17 protein-coding genes are annotated in these 16,912 nt (G+C 65.4%); 8 read left to right on the forward strand and 9 right to left on the reverse strand.

The window, feature by feature from the left end; all coding sequences use genetic code 11:
• Positions 1–56 precede the first annotated feature (56 nt).
• From mtgA to mpl, 7 genes are all read right to left on the reverse strand, one after another.
• Positions 57–776: a monofunctional biosynthetic peptidoglycan transglycosylase gene (mtgA, locus tag FG94_RS20005; protein ID WP_036215308.1), complete on the reverse strand. Its 720-nt coding sequence runs from the start codon at positions 774–776 to the stop codon at positions 57–59.
• Positions 777–806: 30 nt separating this feature from the next.
• Positions 807–1,616, reverse strand: coding sequence for a shikimate dehydrogenase (gene aroE / locus FG94_RS20010; protein ID WP_036215310.1), 810 nt, complete (start codon positions 1,614–1,616; stop codon positions 807–809).
• Entirely contained in the window at positions 1,613–2,467 is an 855-nt protein-coding gene (locus FG94_RS20015) for a TonB family protein (protein WP_051996938.1), read from the reverse strand. The genes aroE and FG94_RS20015 overlap by 4 nt, the downstream gene beginning before the upstream one ends.
• A gap of 265 nt (positions 2,468–2,732) precedes the next feature.
• Positions 2,733–4,784 carry a ribonuclease catalytic domain-containing protein gene (locus FG94_RS20020; RefSeq protein WP_036215316.1) on the reverse strand — a complete coding sequence of 684 codons (2,052 nt, stop codon included), beginning with the start codon at positions 4,782–4,784 and terminating at the stop codon, positions 2,733–2,735.
• A gap of 1 nt (position 4,785) precedes the next feature.
• Entirely contained in the window at positions 4,786–5,382 is a 597-nt protein-coding gene (locus FG94_RS20025) for a chorismate lyase (protein ID WP_036215319.1), read from the reverse strand.
• A complete protein-coding gene (locus tag FG94_RS20030) occupies positions 5,379–5,960 on the reverse strand; it encodes a YqiA/YcfP family alpha/beta fold hydrolase (RefSeq protein WP_036215322.1) in 582 nt (193 codons plus the stop codon). The genes FG94_RS20025 and FG94_RS20030 overlap by 4 nt, the downstream gene beginning before the upstream one ends.
• Entirely contained in the window at positions 5,957–7,324 is a 1,368-nt protein-coding gene (mpl, locus tag FG94_RS20035; protein ID WP_081926092.1) for a UDP-N-acetylmuramate:L-alanyl-gamma-D-glutamyl-meso-diaminopimelate ligase, read from the reverse strand. Before mpl ends, FG94_RS20030 begins: the two co-directional genes overlap by 4 nt.
• An 89-nt stretch (positions 7,325–7,413) precedes the next feature.
• Here mpl and FG94_RS20040 point away from each other — a divergent pair, with 89 nt between their 5' ends.
• The 8 genes from FG94_RS20040 to FG94_RS20075 all read left to right on the forward strand — a co-directional run bounded on the left by FG94_RS20040 (position 7,414) and on the right by FG94_RS20075 (position 14,780).
• On the forward strand, positions 7,414–8,043 hold the full coding sequence (locus FG94_RS20040) for a hypothetical protein (RefSeq protein ID WP_036215328.1): 630 nt from the start codon (positions 7,414–7,416) through the stop codon (positions 8,041–8,043).
• A gap of 119 nt (positions 8,044–8,162) precedes the next feature.
• On the forward strand, positions 8,163–8,723 hold the full coding sequence (locus FG94_RS20045) for a TlpA disulfide reductase family protein (RefSeq protein ID WP_036215331.1): 561 nt from the start codon (positions 8,163–8,165) through the stop codon (positions 8,721–8,723).
• Between the two features lie 133 nt (positions 8,724–8,856).
• Positions 8,857–9,294, forward strand: a complete 438-nt coding sequence (gene aroQ / locus FG94_RS20050) for a type II 3-dehydroquinate dehydratase (protein WP_036215333.1) — start codon at positions 8,857–8,859, stop codon at positions 9,292–9,294.
• 91 nt (positions 9,295–9,385) lie between these two features.
• Entirely contained in the window at positions 9,386–9,859 is a 474-nt protein-coding gene (gene accB, locus FG94_RS20055) for an acetyl-CoA carboxylase biotin carboxyl carrier protein (protein ID WP_036215335.1), read from the forward strand.
• A gap of 206 nt (positions 9,860–10,065) precedes the next feature.
• Positions 10,066–11,460 (forward strand): acetyl-CoA carboxylase biotin carboxylase subunit, encoded by a 1,395-nt coding sequence (accC, locus tag FG94_RS20060; RefSeq protein WP_036215337.1) that lies wholly within the window; start codon positions 10,066–10,068, stop codon positions 11,458–11,460.
• Positions 11,457–12,413 (forward strand): 50S ribosomal protein L11 methyltransferase, encoded by a 957-nt coding sequence (gene prmA / locus FG94_RS20065; RefSeq protein ID WP_036215339.1) that lies wholly within the window; start codon positions 11,457–11,459, stop codon positions 12,411–12,413. Before accC ends, prmA begins: the two co-directional genes overlap by 4 nt.
• Before the next feature lie 3 nt (positions 12,414–12,416).
• Positions 12,417–13,820: a zinc-ribbon and DUF3426 domain-containing protein gene (locus tag FG94_RS20070; protein ID WP_081926093.1), complete on the forward strand. Its 1,404-nt coding sequence runs from the start codon at positions 12,417–12,419 to the stop codon at positions 13,818–13,820.
• Between the two features lie 18 nt (positions 13,821–13,838).
• Positions 13,839–14,780, forward strand: a complete 942-nt coding sequence (locus FG94_RS20075) for a carbohydrate kinase family protein (RefSeq protein WP_036215344.1) — start codon at positions 13,839–13,841, stop codon at positions 14,778–14,780.
• Between the two features lie 72 nt (positions 14,781–14,852).
• Here FG94_RS20075 and FG94_RS20080 read toward each other — a convergent pair whose 3' ends face one another.
• Entirely contained in the window at positions 14,853–15,380 is a 528-nt protein-coding gene (locus FG94_RS20080) for a YggT family protein (protein ID WP_036215345.1), read from the reverse strand.
• Between the two features lie 87 nt (positions 15,381–15,467).
• Positions 15,468–16,793, reverse strand: coding sequence for a hypothetical protein (locus FG94_RS28590; RefSeq protein ID WP_036215348.1), 1,326 nt, complete (start codon positions 16,791–16,793; stop codon positions 15,468–15,470).
• Positions 16,794–16,912: the final 119 nt, after the last annotated feature.

Below are 16,912 nucleotides of genomic sequence, written 5' to 3' on the forward strand. Positions count from 1 at the left end.
CGGCAAGCGGCCACCCCGTAACGACAATTTCGTCACAGGACGGCGGCGCCCGGCGCTCAGGGCAGCTCGGCGAAACGCATCTGGCGCTGGATCGCGTTGGCGCGGCGCGCAAGGTAATTGGTCACGCCGCGCTTGTCGTAGTAACGCGGATTGGGCAGCATCACCGCCAGGCGCGCTGCCTGGGCCGGGCCCAGGTTGGCGGCCGAGCTGCGGTAGTAATGGCGGGCGGCGGCTTCGGCGCCGAACACGCCGCGGCCGAATTCGACCACGTTCAGGTAGATCTCGAGGATGCGGCGCTTGGGCATCACGGTTTCGAGCATGAAGGCGATGATCATCTCCTGCCCCTTGCGCAGGTAGCTGCGCGAGCCGCTCAGGAACAGGTTCTTGGCCAGCTGCTGGGTGATGGTCGAGCCGCCGCCGACCACCTTGCTGCGGCGGTTGTTCTTCTCATACGCCTTTTCCAGCGCTTCCCAGTCGACGCCGTCGTGCTCGTTGAAGCGCGCGTCTTCCGAGGCGATCACGGCGCGCTTGAGGTTGTTCGAGATGCGCTCGTAGGGCACCCACTGGTGCTTGAGCTGTGCCTTCGGGTTCTTTTCCTGCAGCGCCGCCAGCTGCTGGCGCATGAAACTGGTCGAGGACGGATTGAACATCGCATACCAGCAGACCATGACGAAGAAGTAGAGCTGGACCAGCAGCACCAGCAGGATCGGCCCGAGGATCAGCCACTTGAGCCAGCGGCGCGAGGACTTCGCGCCCACCTTGCGGGTTTTACCCATCGTTATTGTCGTTGTGCTCATCGTTGTTATTTAGGGGCGCATCTTCCTGAATACCTCCGCCGTATTGGGCCGCACGCCGCGCCAGATGGCGAAGGCTTCGGCCGCCTGCTCCACCAGCATGCCCAGGCCGTCGCGGGTGGCGGCGCCGTGGCCGGCCGCGAATGCCATGAACACGGTAGGCTGGTTCCCGTACATCATGTCCAGTGCCAGCGTACCCGGGCCAAACACGCTCGCCGCTACCGGCGGCACCTCGCCCGCCAGGCTGCCGGAGGTGGCGTTGACGACGATGTCGAAGCTGCCCGGCACCGCGTCGAAGCCGGTGCCGTGCACCGGGATGCCGTAAGGAGCGAAGTCGCGGGCCAGCTGCACGGCGGTGGCCACGGTGCGGTTGGCGATCACGATCTCGCGCGGGCCCTGCTGGATGAAAGGCAGCAGGGCGCCGCGCGCGGCGCCGCCGGCGCCCAGCAGCAGGATGCGCTTGCCGCGCAGCGCGACGCCCGCGTTGCGGGTGATGTCGGCCACCAGGCCGGGCCCGTCGGTGTTGTCGCCGACGATCTCGCCATGCGCGAACACCAGGGTGTTGACGGCGCCGGCGGCCCGGGCCCGCTCTTCCAGCCGGGTGCAGACCTGGGCGGCCTCGATCTTGAACGGCAGGGTGACGTTGGCGCCCTGGTAGCCTTCGGCCACCAGGCGCCGCACGGTTGCAGCGAAGCCGTCGAGCGGCGCGAGGCAGCGCTCATAGACCAGGTCCTGGCTGGTCTGGCGCGCGAAGATGGGGTGGATCTCGGGGGATTTGCTGTGGGCGATCGGGTTGCCGATCACGCAGTACTTGTCAGTCAACCGTTCTCTCCTCGCAGTTCCGTCTGCATCTTTTCTTCGCGGGTGAAGCGGAAGCGCGTGATCACTTCCCACAGGTCGTCCTTGCCCTGCGTGCGCATGTTGGCCGGGAAGTTCCCGAAGGGCGCGGCCTGGCGCACGATTCGCAAAGCGGCCGCATCCAGGGCCGGGTTGCCGGAGCTGCGTTCGACGCGCGGGCCGCCATCCTTCGTATAGAGGGTCCCGTCCTGGAACACCGGGATGTAGACCACCAGCTCGCCGTACAGCTTCTTGCCGTTCTGCTGCGGGAAGTTGAGCGTGCCGACTTCCTCGATCCGCTTTTGCATCTCCTTGTAGTAGAGCGCATAGCCGACCTGGCGCGTGCTGGGCGTGATCTGGGTGCGCTTGGGGCGCTTGTTCTGGTCTTCGATGCGCTCGATGACCTCGGCCGCGGCGCGCGAGATGGCGCGGCTGGTGTCCAGCGCGTCGCTGCCGGTACGGGTGGGGTCGGGCTTGTCCTGCTCGGTCTTCGGCGGCGCATGGAAGCTTGACGAGCGCACGCGGGTCAGGACGTTCTGCTGTTGCTGTTCCAGTTCGGCGATACGGCGCTGCAGGGCCTTGATGCTTTCGCCGTTCTCGACTTTGCGCAGGTCGGGCAGCGGGGAACGGGCGCGCCCGGCGTCCGCCGTGCCGCCGCCTTCCAGGTTGGTCTGGGCCAGCGCGTCGGCCTTCACCGGAGCCTCGGCATGCTTGGCGTTGACCAGGATGACTTCGAGACCCGGGTCGGCCGGCTGCTGGCGAAAGGCATCCGGCGCGGCGAAACGCAGCGCCAGCAGCCCCGCGTGCGCGAGCACGGAGACGCCGAGGGCGATCATCAGGGGACGGTTATCTTGCAAATACTTCACTGCGCGTGCCCGGACGGGCTGTTGGATCAGGGATGGGGCATTCTAACCTGCAACTGCGGGCATGGGGAGATTGCGGGGGTGTGGTGCAACATCGATGGCGGCTGCGGAACGAACTTGGATCCCGGCCTTCGCCGGGAGTCATGAGCGCCAGTGGCGCGCATGACAGCTCATAGCGTAGTGGCTAGCCCTAAGACCGTCGTTCCGGCGAAGGCCGGAACCCAATTTGACGTTTAAGTCACTGCGTTCCTGCGCTAGCAGGAACCTGGACACCTTCCTCGGTCGTCACCGCAGCCACGACACCCTCGGCTTCCACGACTTCGGCCAGCGCCGCCTCGCCGGTATCGCCCTCTTCCTCTTCTTCCAGCTCCAGCGACGCATCCGGCGCCACCGCCGCCACCTCGAGCAGGCGCGCCTCGAGCGACAGGTCGACTTCGTCCCAGCGCACGATATCGAGCCTGACCTGGGCGCCGCGCGCCAGCTGCGGCATGCCGGCCAGGCGCGCCACCAGCGGGATCTCGACCAGGCGCACCACGTCTTCCTTCAGCACCACGGCGTCGACCTGCTTGGCGTTCTCCTGACCCAGCCAGCGCAGGCACCAGTAGCGCTCCATGTTCTGCTGGAAGTCGTTGTAGGCCGCGTAGGCCGCATCAAACGCCGAGACGATCGAGAACAGGGTCGCGTCGCGGTGCTTGAACGGCGCCACCAGCGGCGCGGTCACGCCGTGCGAAGCGCAAGCCAGGATCTGCCACTGGTTCACCAGGTCGGTGTAGCGGCGCAGCGGCGAGGTGCTCCACGCGTACTGGTCGACGCCCAGGCCCTGGTGCGGGGCCGCATGCGTGACCATGCGCACCTGGATCTTGGCGTTCCAGCCGCCCGCACCCGGCCCCTGCGAGCGGTAGATGCCCGGCACGCCCGAGTCGTGCAGCAGCTTGCCCCAGGTGCTGTTCGCGAAGATCATCAGTTCGGCCACGATCTTGTCGAGCGGCGCGCCGCGCTTGCGGCGCACGATGCTCACCACGTCGTCTTCCACGTAGAAGTTGAAGTCGACGCGGTTGGCCTGCTCCGGCTTGAGGCCGAAGGCTTCGCGCTTCTTCATGCGGCCCGCTTCCAGGTGCAATGCCCACTGCCACAGCAGGCCCAGCTCTTTCTTGTGCTCGTACTCGCCGCTGCCCTCGTTCAGCGCTTCCTCGGTCACGATGGCGTCGAGCTCGTTCAGGCGCAGGTTGCGCTTGATCGGCACGCGCTCGGCGCGGGTGGTGGTCGACACCACGCTCCAGTCGGCGGGATCGAGCACCGCGTACAGCGACAGCGCCGGGCAGTCCTTGCCCTCGGACAGGGTGAAGGCGTCCACCACCTCGTCCGGCAGCATGGTGATCTTGTCGCCCGGCATATAGACGGTGGACATGCGCGCGCGCGCGATCTTGTCGATCGCATCGTCAGGACGGATGCCCAGGCCCGGCGCCGCGATGTGGATACCCACCTGCACCGTGCCGTCGTCCAGCCAGACCACCGACATGGCGTCGTCGATCTCGGTGGTGGTGACGTCGTCGATCGAGAAGGCGGCGACGTCCGCCAGCGGCAGGTCGCCTGGTGCCTTCGGCACCTCGACCGCCGGGAAGCCGGCGCCGCGCGGGAAGTGCTCGAACAGGAAGCGCGACATGTGCAGTTCCTTCGGCGAAGCCAGTCCGCCCGTGCTCAGCATCAGGCGCGGCGCCGTGGTCTGCAGCTCGGAGGCGGCCGCTTCCAGCGCCTTGTATTCGATGGTGTTCTTGTCCGGCTTGAACAGCAGCTGCTGCACGATGGACTGCATCGATTGCGGCAGCTTGCCGGCCTTGAGCTCGTCGACGTAGCCGGCCTGCACGATGGCCTGCTGCTTCTTCTTTTCGATGCCGGCCAGGGCCGCCTTCAGGGTCTGCTCGGGGGCGGCCTTGTAGCGCCCGCGCCCCTTTTTATGGAAGTAGATCGGCGCGGCGTGCAGCGCCAGCACCAGGCCGGCGGCCTCGCTCGGCAGCGGCGCATGGCCGAAATACTCCAGGCCGAGTTCGGCGAAGCCGAATTCTTCCTGGCCCGCGACCTCCCACAGGAAGTCCAGGTCCACCTCGGCGGCGATGCCCTTGGCCGCGGCCAGCAGCGCTTCCGGCTCGGGTTTGTCGAACTGGATCAATACGTCCCTGGACTTGACCTTGCTGCGCTTGCCGCTGGCCAGCTCCACCTGGTAGGCCTCGCCGGCCTGCGACAATACCGTGCCGACCTTGAAATCGCCCGACTCTTCAAAAAATACGTTCATGTTATTTCGTGTTCTGTTGTGTTCCGGTCGGCTTCAGGTCCAGCACCGAGGGCAAGAATACCTCGGTGACCAGCAGCAGGCCTTGACGGCGGCGGTAGACGCAGCGCCGCGCATAATAAAGAGAGTCGTCACGAACATGTTCGTGACTCCCGCCGAGGGCGGCGCGCACGCGCTCCATCAGCGGATGGCCCGCGCGGATGCGCGCGTATTCCAGCTGGCCACGGCGCACCAGCGGGTCGTAGAACAGGGTGGTGCCGAGCGAACGCTCGCCCAGCGCCGAAAACAGCGGCCAGTCGCTGGCGGTGCAGCCTGTCGGCACCACCGTGTGGCCGAATACCCGCGGGCGGCCGTCGCATTCGAGCAGCACTTCGCGCTCCCACACCCGGCCCGGACGCGGCAGGCCGATCGCCCGCGCCTCGTCCGCCAGGCAGGTAGCGGCGTTCTGGTGCAGCCGGCGCACGCGAAAGACCTCGCTGTGCGCCATCAGGCGCGCGGTCAGCGAGCCTTCGGTGGTCAGCCAGTCGCGCATGCCTGCCGGCGCGCGCACGGCGCTGGCATGCGGCTGCCAGGCCGCCAGTCTCAGCGAACTTCCCCTCACTGCGCCATGCCCGCATTGGTGCAGAAGGCCAGCACGTCGTCGACATACTGCGGGAATTCCGAGATCGCATGGTCGCTACCCTGGATCACATGCTGCCTGGCCCCGGCGTAGTGCGCCACCATGTCGCGGTAGTCCAGCACTTCGTCGCCGGTCGCCGCGATCAGGAAGTAACGTTCCGGCCTGGTGATCTTCTCGATACGCAGCGCGGCCAGCTCGTCGATGTATTCGCGGCGGAACTCGAAGGGCTCATCCGAGTGCCAGGCCGTGGTCACGCCGACGTGGTGCTCGAGGTTCTTCAAGGGATTCACGGACGGGTTGAGCAGCACCGCCGGCACGCTCAGGCGCTCGGCCAGCCAGGTGGCGTAGAAGCCGCCCAGCGAGGAGCCGATGATGGACAAATTGTCGGGTGCATGGCGCTCGGCCAGCAGCAGGCAGCGCGCCATCGCCTCCTTCGGCGAGGCCGGCAGCTGCGGGCAGATCAGCTCGTGCGCGCGCCCGGCATCTTCCAGCGCTTTCTGTACCACGCGCGCCTTGAAGGACTTGGGCGAGGAGCGAAATCCGTGCAAATACAGAATCATGGGGCCAGCGCGTCCAGCAGTTTCTGGTGCACGCCGCCGAAGCCGCCGTTGCTCATCACCAGGATGTGGTCGCCCGGCTGGGCCGCCTGCACGATCGCCTGCACCATGTAGTCGAGCTGGTCGAAGCTGTGGGCGATGCCGCCCAGCGGCTTCAATGCGTCGGCCAACGACCAGCCCAGCGCCTGCTGGCTGCCGAAGCCGAACACCAGGTCGGCGTCCTTCAGGCTGCCCGGCAGCGCATCCTTCATGGCGCCCAGTTTCATGGTGTTGGAGCGCGGCTCGAGCACGGCCAGGATTCTTCCAGTCGTGCCGATCTTCTGGCGCAGGCCGCCCACGGTGGTGGCGATCGCGGTCGGATGGTGGGCGAAGTCGTCGTACACGGTCACATTATTGACGACGCCGCGCACTTCCATGCGGCGCTTGACGCTCTGGAAGCGCGCCAGGGAAGCGATCGCCTGCGAGGTCGGCACGCCGACGTGGCGCGCGGCGGCGATCGCGGCCAGCGCGTTCGAGCGGTTGTGGTGGCCGGTCAGCTCCCAGTGCACGGTGCCCTGGACGTCGCCGTTGAACAGGACGTCGAAGCTGCCGCCCTGGTGCTCGACCAGGCTCCAGTTCGCTCCCTCGGACAGGCCGAAGCTCTCCTTCTCGCTCCAGCAGCCGCGCTTGATCACGCGTCCCAGCGAGGCTTCGTCGCCGTTGACGACCAGGCGGCCCACGCCCGGTACGGTGCGCACCAGGTGGTGGAACTGGGTCTCGATGGCGCCGATGTCCGGGAAGATGTCGGCGTGGTCGTATTCCAGGTTGTTCAGCACCGCGGTCTTGGCGTGGTAGTGGACGAACTTGCTGCGCTTGTCGAAGAAGGCGGTGTCGTATTCGTCCGCCTCGATCACGAAGAAGTCGCTCGGCTTGTCGCCGTGCAGGCGCGCCGAGATACCGAAGTTCATCGGCACGCCGCCGATCAGGAAGCCCGGCGCATAGCCGGCGTCTTCCAGGATCCAGGCCAGCATCGAGGTGGTCGTGGTCTTGCCGTGGGTACCGGCGACGGCCAGCACCCATTTCTCGCGCAGGATGTGCTCGCCGATCCATTGCGGGCCGGAGACGTAAGGCAGGCCGCGGTTCAGGATTTCCTCGATCAGCGGATTCCCGCGCGTCATGACATTGCCGATTACATACAGGTCGGGATTGAGCGACACCTGTTCCGGGCCATAGCCCTGGATCAGCTCGATGCCCTGGGCTTCCAGCTGGGTGCTCATCGGGGGATAGACGTTGGCGTCGCATCCGGTGACGCGGTGGCCGGCTTCCTTGGCCAGGACCGCCAGGCCACCCATGAAGGTGCCGCAAATACCGAGGATATGAATGTGCATGGTCGAGGAAGAATTAGCTGCGCTTGTTGTCCGAAAGCGCGATTTTACCCGACCCGCTGTTATTTTCCGCTTAAGAGTATGATTCAGACATGCCTACACCGAACAAGGACGTACTCCAGCTGCGCGCCGAAATTGCTGCCCTTGCTGCGCGCATGATCGCCCAGGATGGCGCCGATTACGACACCGCGCGCCGCAAGGCGGCCCGCCAGGTGCTCGGGGTGGACCGCCCCAGCCCCAACCTAATGCCCGACAACATGCAGATCGAGGAACAGGTCCGTCAATACCAGGCCCTGTTCGGCGGTCCCGGCCAGGCCGCGCGCTTGAGCGCCATGCGCAAGACCGCCCTGCAGGTCATGGACCAGCTCACCGACTTCCGTCCCTACCTCACCGGCGCCGTCCTGAACGGCACGGCGGGCGAACACGACGACATCCACCTGCAGCTGTTCGCCGACAGCGCCAAGGAAGTCGAGATCTACCTGCTCAACCGCAACGTCAATATAGAGATCTCGGAAACGCCCCATTTCAAGGGCGGCCGGCACGATCCGGTTGAAACGGTCAGCTTTATGTGGCATAAGGAAACTATCCATGCCGAGTTGTACGACTTTCATGACTTGCGCGGGGCCTTGAAGCCGCGCGCCGATGGCCGCCTGCAGCGGGTGGACGCAGCCGGGCTGCGCGCGCTGATGGCGAACGACGAAGGGCTGCTCGTAAAACCGTAGCGAGCGGCGGCAGTTCGGCTCGAGAAGCGCAGCCGTACTTCAGTACGGTGAGCATCGCAGGGCCGAAATGCAACGCGCAGTAGGTTTGACGAGCGGCCCGTAACACTGGAATAGGACGAATGAACAAGAAACACGTGGCCGTGTATGCGGCCGTTGCCGCCATGTTCGGCATCATGGGCGCCCTGGTGGCGATCAACAAGAAAGACCCTCCCCCGATTACCACTGCCATCGCCCCGACCGGCGGCAAGCCGCACACGGCGGTCGACAATCTGTTCGCGCAGTCGCTGAACGACCTGCAGGGCGCGCCGCAATCGCTGGCCAAGTGGCGCGGCAAGCCGCTCCTGGTGAATTTCTGGGCAACCTGGTGCGCGCCCTGCGTGCAGGAGATGCCGGAGCTGTCCGAGCTGGCAGGCAAGGATGGCGGCAAGACCTTCAACGTGATCGGCATCGGCATCGATTCGCCGTCGAACATGCAGGAATTCGCGGCCAAGCTGAAGATCGCCTACCCGCTGTATGTGGCGGGGATGGGCGGGACCGAATTGTCGCGGGAGTTCGGCAATACGGCCGGGGGCCTGCCGTATACAGTATTGATCGGCGCGGATGGGCAGGTGCGCAAGACTTACCTGGGCAAGCTGAAGTTCGACGAACTGCGCGCGGACCTGGCGAAACTGGAAGGCTGAAAATCGGTCTAGCGAACGACCGTTCTTTTCCGAATTTCTTCGAACATGCCTTCATCAACTGGCAATTTTACTGCTTGCCAATAGCCGAGCTTGGCGGCACAATGCCTTCCTTTCGGGCGTTCAGACTCTAAACATGGCGAAAAAGCTACTGCTGCTTAATGGCCCCAACCTCAATTTACTGGGGACCCGGGAGCCGGCGGTGTACGGCGCGACGACGCTGGCCGACATCGAGCAGGCAGCCAAGGCACAGGCGGCAAGCGCAGGCGCAAGCCTCGACTGCTTCCAGAGCAACCATGAAGGAGCCCTGATCGACCGCATCCACGCCGCGCGCAGCGAAGGCGTGGAGGCGATCGTCATCAATCCGGGCGGCCTGACCCACACCAGCGTGGCCCTGCGCGATGCGCTTGCCGCGGTGGCAATTCCGTTCGTGGAGGTACACATCTCGAATGTCCATGCCCGCGAGCCCTTCCGGCACCACTCGTACCTGTCCGCAATTGCGCAAGGCGTAATCTGCGGCTTGGGTCCGGACGGATACCGGTTTGCCATCGACTTTGCGCTTAAATCGCGTTAATCTACGTCAACTTCATGTATCAGCGGCGACGCGGCCACCCACCAGCGCGACGCCCGCTCTCTAAAACGAATAAAACACCAAGGGGTTTCACATGGATCTCAGAAAACTCAAGACCTTGATCGACCTGGTCGCCGAATCGGACATCGCTGAACTCGAAGTCACCGAAGGCGAAAGCAAGGTCCGCATCGTCAAGTCGTCCGCAAACCCGCAAGGCCAGATGATGATGCTGCCGCAGCAGGCCGTGCAGCACTACGCCGCGCCGGCCGTGCAGGCCGCACCGGCACCCGCAGCAGCCGCTCCGGCCGCCGCCCCTGCCGCCGCCGAGCAAACCGGCCACGTGGTCAAGTCGCCGATGGTCGGCACCTTCTACCGCTCGTCGGCTCCGGGCGCCCCGGCGTTCGTCGAAGTCGGCCAGAGCATCAAGTCGGGCGACACCCTGTGCATCATCGAAGCGATGAAGCTCCTGAACGAGATCGATGCCGACGTCGCCGGCACGGTCACCAAGATTCTCGTGGAAAACGGCCAGCCGGTCGAATTTGGCCAGCCGCTGTTCGTGATCGGCTAAGATCGCCTAACAAATTCCCCATGGCGGCGTTGCATCGTCTCGCCGTACTAGCGTACTGTCTTCGACGATGCGCCTTGCCCTGGGGTTTTGTTAGCCGATCTCTGTCCGGCCCGGCGGCGTCCTGCCGCTAGCCCATCCATGTCGTGTCCGGCGCGCTTTCTGATCCAGACTGTTGCGCCGGTTTTCACTGAAACACCGAACCTACCATGTTTGAAAAAATCCTCATCGCCAACCGTGGTGAAATCGCGCTGCGTATCCAGCGCGCCTGCCGCGAACTGGGCATCAAGACGGTCGTCGTTCACTCCGAGGCGGACAAGGACGCCAAGTACGTGAAGCTGGCGGACGAATCCGTCTGCATCGGCCCGGCCCAGTCGGCGCTCAGCTACCTGAACATGCCGGCGATTATCAGCGCCGCCGAAGTGACGGACGCCGAGGCTATCCACCCGGGCTACGGCTTCCTGTCGGAGAACGCCGACTTCGCCGAGCGCGTCGAGAAATCGGGCTTCGTCTTCATCGGCCCGCGTTCGGACTCGATCCGCCTGATGGGCGACAAGGTCTCGGCCAAGCAGGCCATGATCAAGGCCGGCGTGCCCTGCGTGCCGGGTTCGGACGGTGCCCTGCCGGACGATCCCAAGGAAATCATCACGACCGCGCGCAAGATCGGCTACCCGGTCATCATCAAGGCCGCCGGCGGCGGCGGCGGCCGCGGCATGCGCGTGGTGCATACCGAAGCCGCGCTGCTGGGCGCCGTGCAGATGACCAAGACCGAAGCCGGCACCGCCTTCGGCAATCCGGAAGTCTATATGGAGAAGTTCCTGGAAAATCCGCGCCACGTGGAGATCCAGGTGCTGGCCGACGAGCACAAGAACGCCGTCTGGCTGGGCGAGCGCGACTGCTCGATGCAGCGCCGCCACCAGAAAGTCATCGAAGAAGCGCCGGCGCCGGGCATCCCGCGCAAGCTGATCGAGAAGATCGGCGACCGCTGCGCCGAAGCCTGCCGCAAGATCGGCTACCGCGGCGCCGGCACCTTCGAATTCCTGTACGAGAACGGCGAGTTCTACTTCATCGAGATGAACACCCGCGTGCAGGTGGAACACCCGGTCACCGAGATGATCACCGGGATCGACATCGTGCAGGAACAGATCCGCATCGCCTGCGGCGAGAAGCTGCGCTTCCGCCAGCGCGACATCATGCTGTCGGGCCACGCGATCGAGTGCCGCATCAACGCCGAAGATCCGTTCAAGTTCACCCCGTCGCCGGGCCGCATCACCGGTTGGCACCCGCCGGGCGGTCCCGGCATCCGTGTCGATTCGCACTCGTATGCAGGATATTATGTTCCACCTCATTACGACTCGATGATCGGCAAGGTAATTTCCTACGGTGCGACGCGCGAGCAGGCAATTCGCCGCATGCAAATCGCGCTCTCGGAAATGGTGGTTGAAGGTATTCTCACCAATATCCCGCTGCACCGTGAGCTGATGGTCGACGCCCGCTTCATCGAGGGCGGCACCAACATCCACTACCTGGAGCACAAGCTGGCTTCCAAGCCGGACCTGCCGAAGGAAACGGGCATCGGCGCCAAATCGGAAACCAACGCATGAGCTGGACGGAAGTCGTCATCGAAGTAGCGCGAGACCACGCGGAGGCCCTGTCGGACGCCCTGATGGAAGCGGGCGCCCTGTCGGTCTCGGTGGAAGACGCGGACGAAGGCACGGACGCGGAAAAGCCGCTGTTCGGCGAGCCGGGCATGGAACCGACCGAAACGGCGTGGGACCATTCGCGCGTGGTCGCGCTGACCGACACCGACGCCGACCAGTTCGCGATCGTGCAGGAAGCCGCCAACGCCATCAAGCTGCCCGTCGTGCCCTCCTTCACCACCCGCGCGGTGGCGGACGCCGACTGGGTGCGCCTGACGCAGTCGCAGTTCGAGCCCATCCACATCGGCAAGAACATCTGGGTCGTGCCGAGCTGGCACGAGGCGCCGGATCCGAATGGGCTCATCCTCGAGCTGGATCCGGGCCTGGCCTTCGGCACCGGCAGCCATCCGACCACCCGCCTGTGCATGGAGTGGCTGGAAGCGCACCCGGCGCCGGGCAAATCGGTGCTGGACTACGGCTGCGGCTCAGGCATCCTGGCGATGGTCGCCAAGAAGCTCGGCGCGCTTGATGTCGCCGGCGTCGATATCGACCCGCAGGCGATCGAATCGGCACGCAGCAATGCCGAGCGCAACAAGGTCAGCATCGACTTCTACCTGCCGGACGACTTCGCCGGCGCTCCCAACGAGCGCCATGCGAAGGGCCAGTTCGACATCGTCGTGGCCAACATCCTGTCGAGCCCATTGAAGCTGATGGCGCCGATGCTGTCCGGCCGCGTGGCGCCGGGAGGCTCCCTGATCCTGTCGGGCGTGCTGGCACGCCAGGCGGAAGAAGTGGCCGCCGCCTACGCACCTTTCATCAAGCTGGGCGTCTGGGCCGAGCAGGACGGCTGGGTCGCCCTTCACGGGACGCTCGGCCAGGACACCGCACCCGCGCCGCGTTCCGCCATCACCGGCTGACGCATGGCGCTCGCCACCCAATGCCCCCACTGCGGCACGATGTTCCGCGTCGCCGCGGACCAGCTCAAGCTGCGTGGGGGCATCGTCCGTTGCGGCGCCTGCACCGAAATCTTTGACGGCAACGCCGCGCTGGTCGACCTGGCCAGCGCGGCGCCACGCCCTTCCCCACGGCGCCGGCGTGCTTCGGACGCCGACACCGCCCTTACCCCGGCGCCTGCCGCCGCTCCCCAGCCTGAAGCGCCTGCCGCTCCCGCGCCGGAAGCGGACGAGGACCCGATCTACACCCTCGAGTTCGACCGCGCCTTCTCGCCCTATGGCATCCTGCCCCAGGCAAGCAGCGGCGACGAGGTGAACGAGGCTGCGCCGGTGGCCGACGCTGTGTCGGAACCGGCCGCAGCGCAGTCCCCGGCGGACGAGGTACAGCCGGAGCCGGTCGCCGAGCCGGCCCCCGAAGCAAGCGCTGAGCTTATCCCTGACGCTACGCCGGAAGCCGCGCCGGAACCGGTCCGCGCCCCCGAGCCGGCGTCGATGGCGCAGGCATCCGCCGACGCACCGGCGGCGCTTGCGGTGGAGCTGCAGGTCGACGAAGAACTGGTGGCCGCACCGGCCCCGGACCAGGCCGATTTTCCGGAGCAGCCTGCTTCTGTTTCTCCTTCTGCGCCGGCCCTTGCCGCAGCACCCGCCCCTGCCGCCCCAAAAGCCGCCGTGCCGCCCCTGCTGCTGCGCGAATCCGGCCCCGCCACGGTCACCATGCCGGCTCCGCCCAGCGCGCCCCCGGTGGCGCCGAGGACGCCGCGTACACGGGCCGCGGAAGCACGCGCCGCGCGCAAGTCCAAGCTGACGCCGACCAGGATCGAACCGCCCAAGCTGCGCGTGCCGGAGCCCGACGAGCCGGAATTCGTGCGGCGCGGCCGCCAGCGCGAACGCTCGGGCAAGGCCATGCGCATCGCGATGCTTGCCGGCAGCGTGCTGCTGCTGCTGGTCCTGGCGGCGCAGGTCGTCATGCATTTCCGTACCCCGCTGGCGGCGCGCTATCCCGGCTTGAAGCCGACGCTGGTCTCGCTGTGCGGCGTGCTGGGCTGCCGCGTCGAGCTGCCGGCCCGGATCGACCAGCTGGTGATCGACACCGGCGAACTGACCACGCTGGGCGGCAACGCCTATACCTTCAGCACCCAGCTGCGCAACCAGGGCGATTCGATCCAGGCCTGGCCCAGCATCGAACTGACCCTGTCGGACGCCGACGACAAGCCGCTGGTGCGGCGCGTGTTCGGCCCGCGCGATTACCTGCCGGCCGGCCCGCTGCTGGGCCTTGGTTTCGCCGCGCACGCCGAGCAGCCCGTGAAGCTGCACTTCCGTGTCGCGGAACCGGCGCCATCCGGCTACCATATCGCCGTCTTTTACCCCTAATCTCTTGAAGGCATCTCCATGACCAAGACCGCCCTGATCTGCGGCTCGATCGCATTCGACAAGATCATGCAGTACCACGGCCGCTTCGCCGAGACCCTGCTGGCCGACCAGCTGCACCGCGTGAACGTCTCCTTCCTGGTGCCGACCATGCGCCTGGAGTACGGCGGCTGCGCGGTGAACATCGCCTACAACCTCAAGCTGCTCGGCGGCGAACCGCTGGTCATGGGCACCATCGGCCAGGACGGCGGCGACTACCTCGAGCGCATGAAGAAACAGGGCATCGAGACCCGCGCCATCCGTACCATCGGCGACGCCTACACCGCGCAGTGCTTCGTCACCGCGGACCAGGACAACAACCAGATCAATGCCTTCCACCCGGGCGCGATGCAGTACTCGCACGAGAACAACGTGGCCGACCAGGGCGCATTGCGCGTGGCGATCATCTCGCCGGACGGCCGCGACGGCATGCTCAAGCACGCCGCCGACTGCGCCGCCCAGGGCATCCCCTTCATGTTCGACCCGGGCCAGCAGCTCCCGATGTTCTCGGGCGAAGAGTTGATCCGCTTCATCGATGGAGCCAGCTACCTGGCCTGCAACGACTATGAATTCGAAGTGGTGATGGACCGCACCGGCCTGAGCCTGGCCGACATCGCCGGCCGTCTCGAGGCGCTGATCGTCACGCGCGGCGGCGAAGGTTCGGACATCTACGCCGGCGGCGAGCACTATCGCATCCCGGCCGTGAAGGCCGACGACATCGTCGACCCGACCGGCTGCGGCGACGCCTACCGCGCCGGCCTGCTGTACGGGATCACCAACGGCTTCGACTGGCCGACCACCGGCCGCATCGCCAGCCTGCTGGGTGCGATCAAGATCGGCAGCACCGGAGGCCAGAACCACAGCCCTACGCCGGAAGAGATCGAACAGAAGTTCGAGGCGGCGTTCGGCTACAAGTTCCGCTGAAACGACGCGCTCAGGCTGCACAAATGAATTGGGGTCCCCGCGGGGACCCCAATTTTTTATGCGCTCACGCCATCAGCCGTAAAACACCTGCCTCAGCACGAACTGGATAATCTGGATCAGCACCAGCGCCACCAGCACCGATAAATCGATCCCGCCGATCGGCGGCACCACGCGCCGGATCGGCCGCAGGATCGGCGTATTCAGCGCATGCACGAAAGGCGCCAGCGGCGCGTTCGGGTTCACCCAGCTGAAGATCGCATCGATGATCAGGAGCGCCATGAAACCGTACAGGATCCAGTTCAGGAACCGGTACAGCGCGTGCAGCAGCACCATCTGCGCATCTGCCCCCGCCACCAGCAGCAGCGAACTGGCCAGCAGCACCACCAGGAAAGCGCCGATCAGGCTCGCCCAGTCATAACCACCCATGCCCGGCACCAGGCGCCGCAGCGGCAGCACCAGCCAGTCGGTCAGGGTAAAGGTGAATTGCCCGATCTGCTGCGGCGGGCGCACGCGCGTGGCCTGCATCCAGAAGCGCAGCAGGAGCAGCCCTCCCAGCAAGGCGGCAGCGGTATCGACGATAAACTGGAGAATAGACAGCACGTAGGCTCCTCAAAAAAAAACCGCCGTGTGAACGATCACACAGCGGTATTTTGCCTGATCCAGGCAAGACTCGCTATCGAGCCGGAATTACGGGCGGCTGCTGGTCGGGAACGGCCATGCGGCTGCCGGCGACAGCGTGGTTTTCGCTGCCGCAGCAGGTGCGGCTGCCTTGCTGTCCGATTTCGAATCGGTTTTTGCTTCCGGCTTTGCTTCGGCTTTCGATTCCGATTTGCTATCGGTTTTCGAATCCGATTTGCTGTCGACCTTGCTATCGGCTTTCACTTCCGGTTTTGCTTCGGCCTTGGCTTCCGGTTTCGCTTCGGCTTTCATTTCCGGCTTGGCTTCGGCTTTTGCGGCCGGCTTTGCAGCAGGCTTGGCGGCTGCCGATTTGGTGGCAGCCGATTTGGTAGCAGCGGATTTAGCTGGTGCGGCCGCTTTTGCCGGAGTAGTGACTTTTTTTTCGGCCGATTTTGCCGGAGCTGCGGCTTTAGCCGGAGCAGCGGCTTTCTTAGCAGCCGATTTAGCCGGTGCGGCGGCTTTAGCCGGTGCAGCAGCTTTCTTCGCAGCAGCAGGCTTAGCGGCGGCTTTGGTCGCGGTCGCTTTCTTAGCCGCCGGCTTTGCAGCCGATTTGGTCGCGGTCGATTTGGTAGCGGCGGTTTTGGTCGCGGCTGCTTTCTTTGCTGCCGGCTTGGCTGCGGTTTTTGCTACTGGCTTGGCGGCTGCTTTCTTGGCTGCTGGTTTGGCAGCGGCTTTCTTTGCTGCCGGCTTGGCTGCCGATTTGGTCGCAGCGGCCTTGGCTGCCGGTTTAGCAGCGGCTTTCTTGGCTGCAGGCTTGGCGGCGGCTTTCTTGGCTGCCGGCTTGGCTGCCGACTTGGTTGCAGCGGCCTTGGCTGCCGGTTTTGCAGCGGCTTTCTTTGCAGCAGGCTTGGCGGCGGCTTTCTTTGCTGCCGGCTTGGCTGCCGACTTGGTCGCAGCGGCCTTGGCTGCCGGTTTAGCAGCAGCTTTCTTTGCAGCAGGCTTGGCTGCCGGCTTAGCTGCAGCTTTCTTCGCTGCTGGCTTGGCTGCGGCTTTCTTGGCTGCCGGCTTGGCAGCTGCCTTCTTTGCTGCCGGCTTGGCCGCTGCCTTGGTGGCGGTGGTCTTGGTTGCTGCGGTCTTGCTTGCAGCGGCTTTCTTTGCAGCAGGCTTAGCTGCCGGCTTGGCTACCGCCTTGGTGGCGGTGGTCTTGCTTGCTGCAGCTTTCTTTGCGGCAGGCTTAGCTGCGGTTTTCGCTGCCGGCTTGGCGGCGGTCTTGGCTGCCGGCTTGGCAGCTGCTTTGGCCGGAGCGGCCTTGGCTGCCGGTTTAGCGGCGGCGGCTTTCTTAGCTGCCGGTTTCTCGGTTGCAGCCTTTGCTGCTGGTTTCTTAGCGGTTGCCATTTGATTCTCCTTCATCTGCGATGAGAAATACGCTCAAGGTTTAAAACCCGCCCACCCTCAGCGTGGCGGGCGAATTATTCATCGGACCAAACCGCCGGGCGATTTGGGCCAATGAATCC

Source organism: Massilia sp. LC238 (genome assembly GCF_000735635.1).
In the GTDB taxonomy this organism is placed as follows: Bacteria; Pseudomonadota; Gammaproteobacteria; order Burkholderiales; family Burkholderiaceae_D; genus Telluria; species Telluria varians.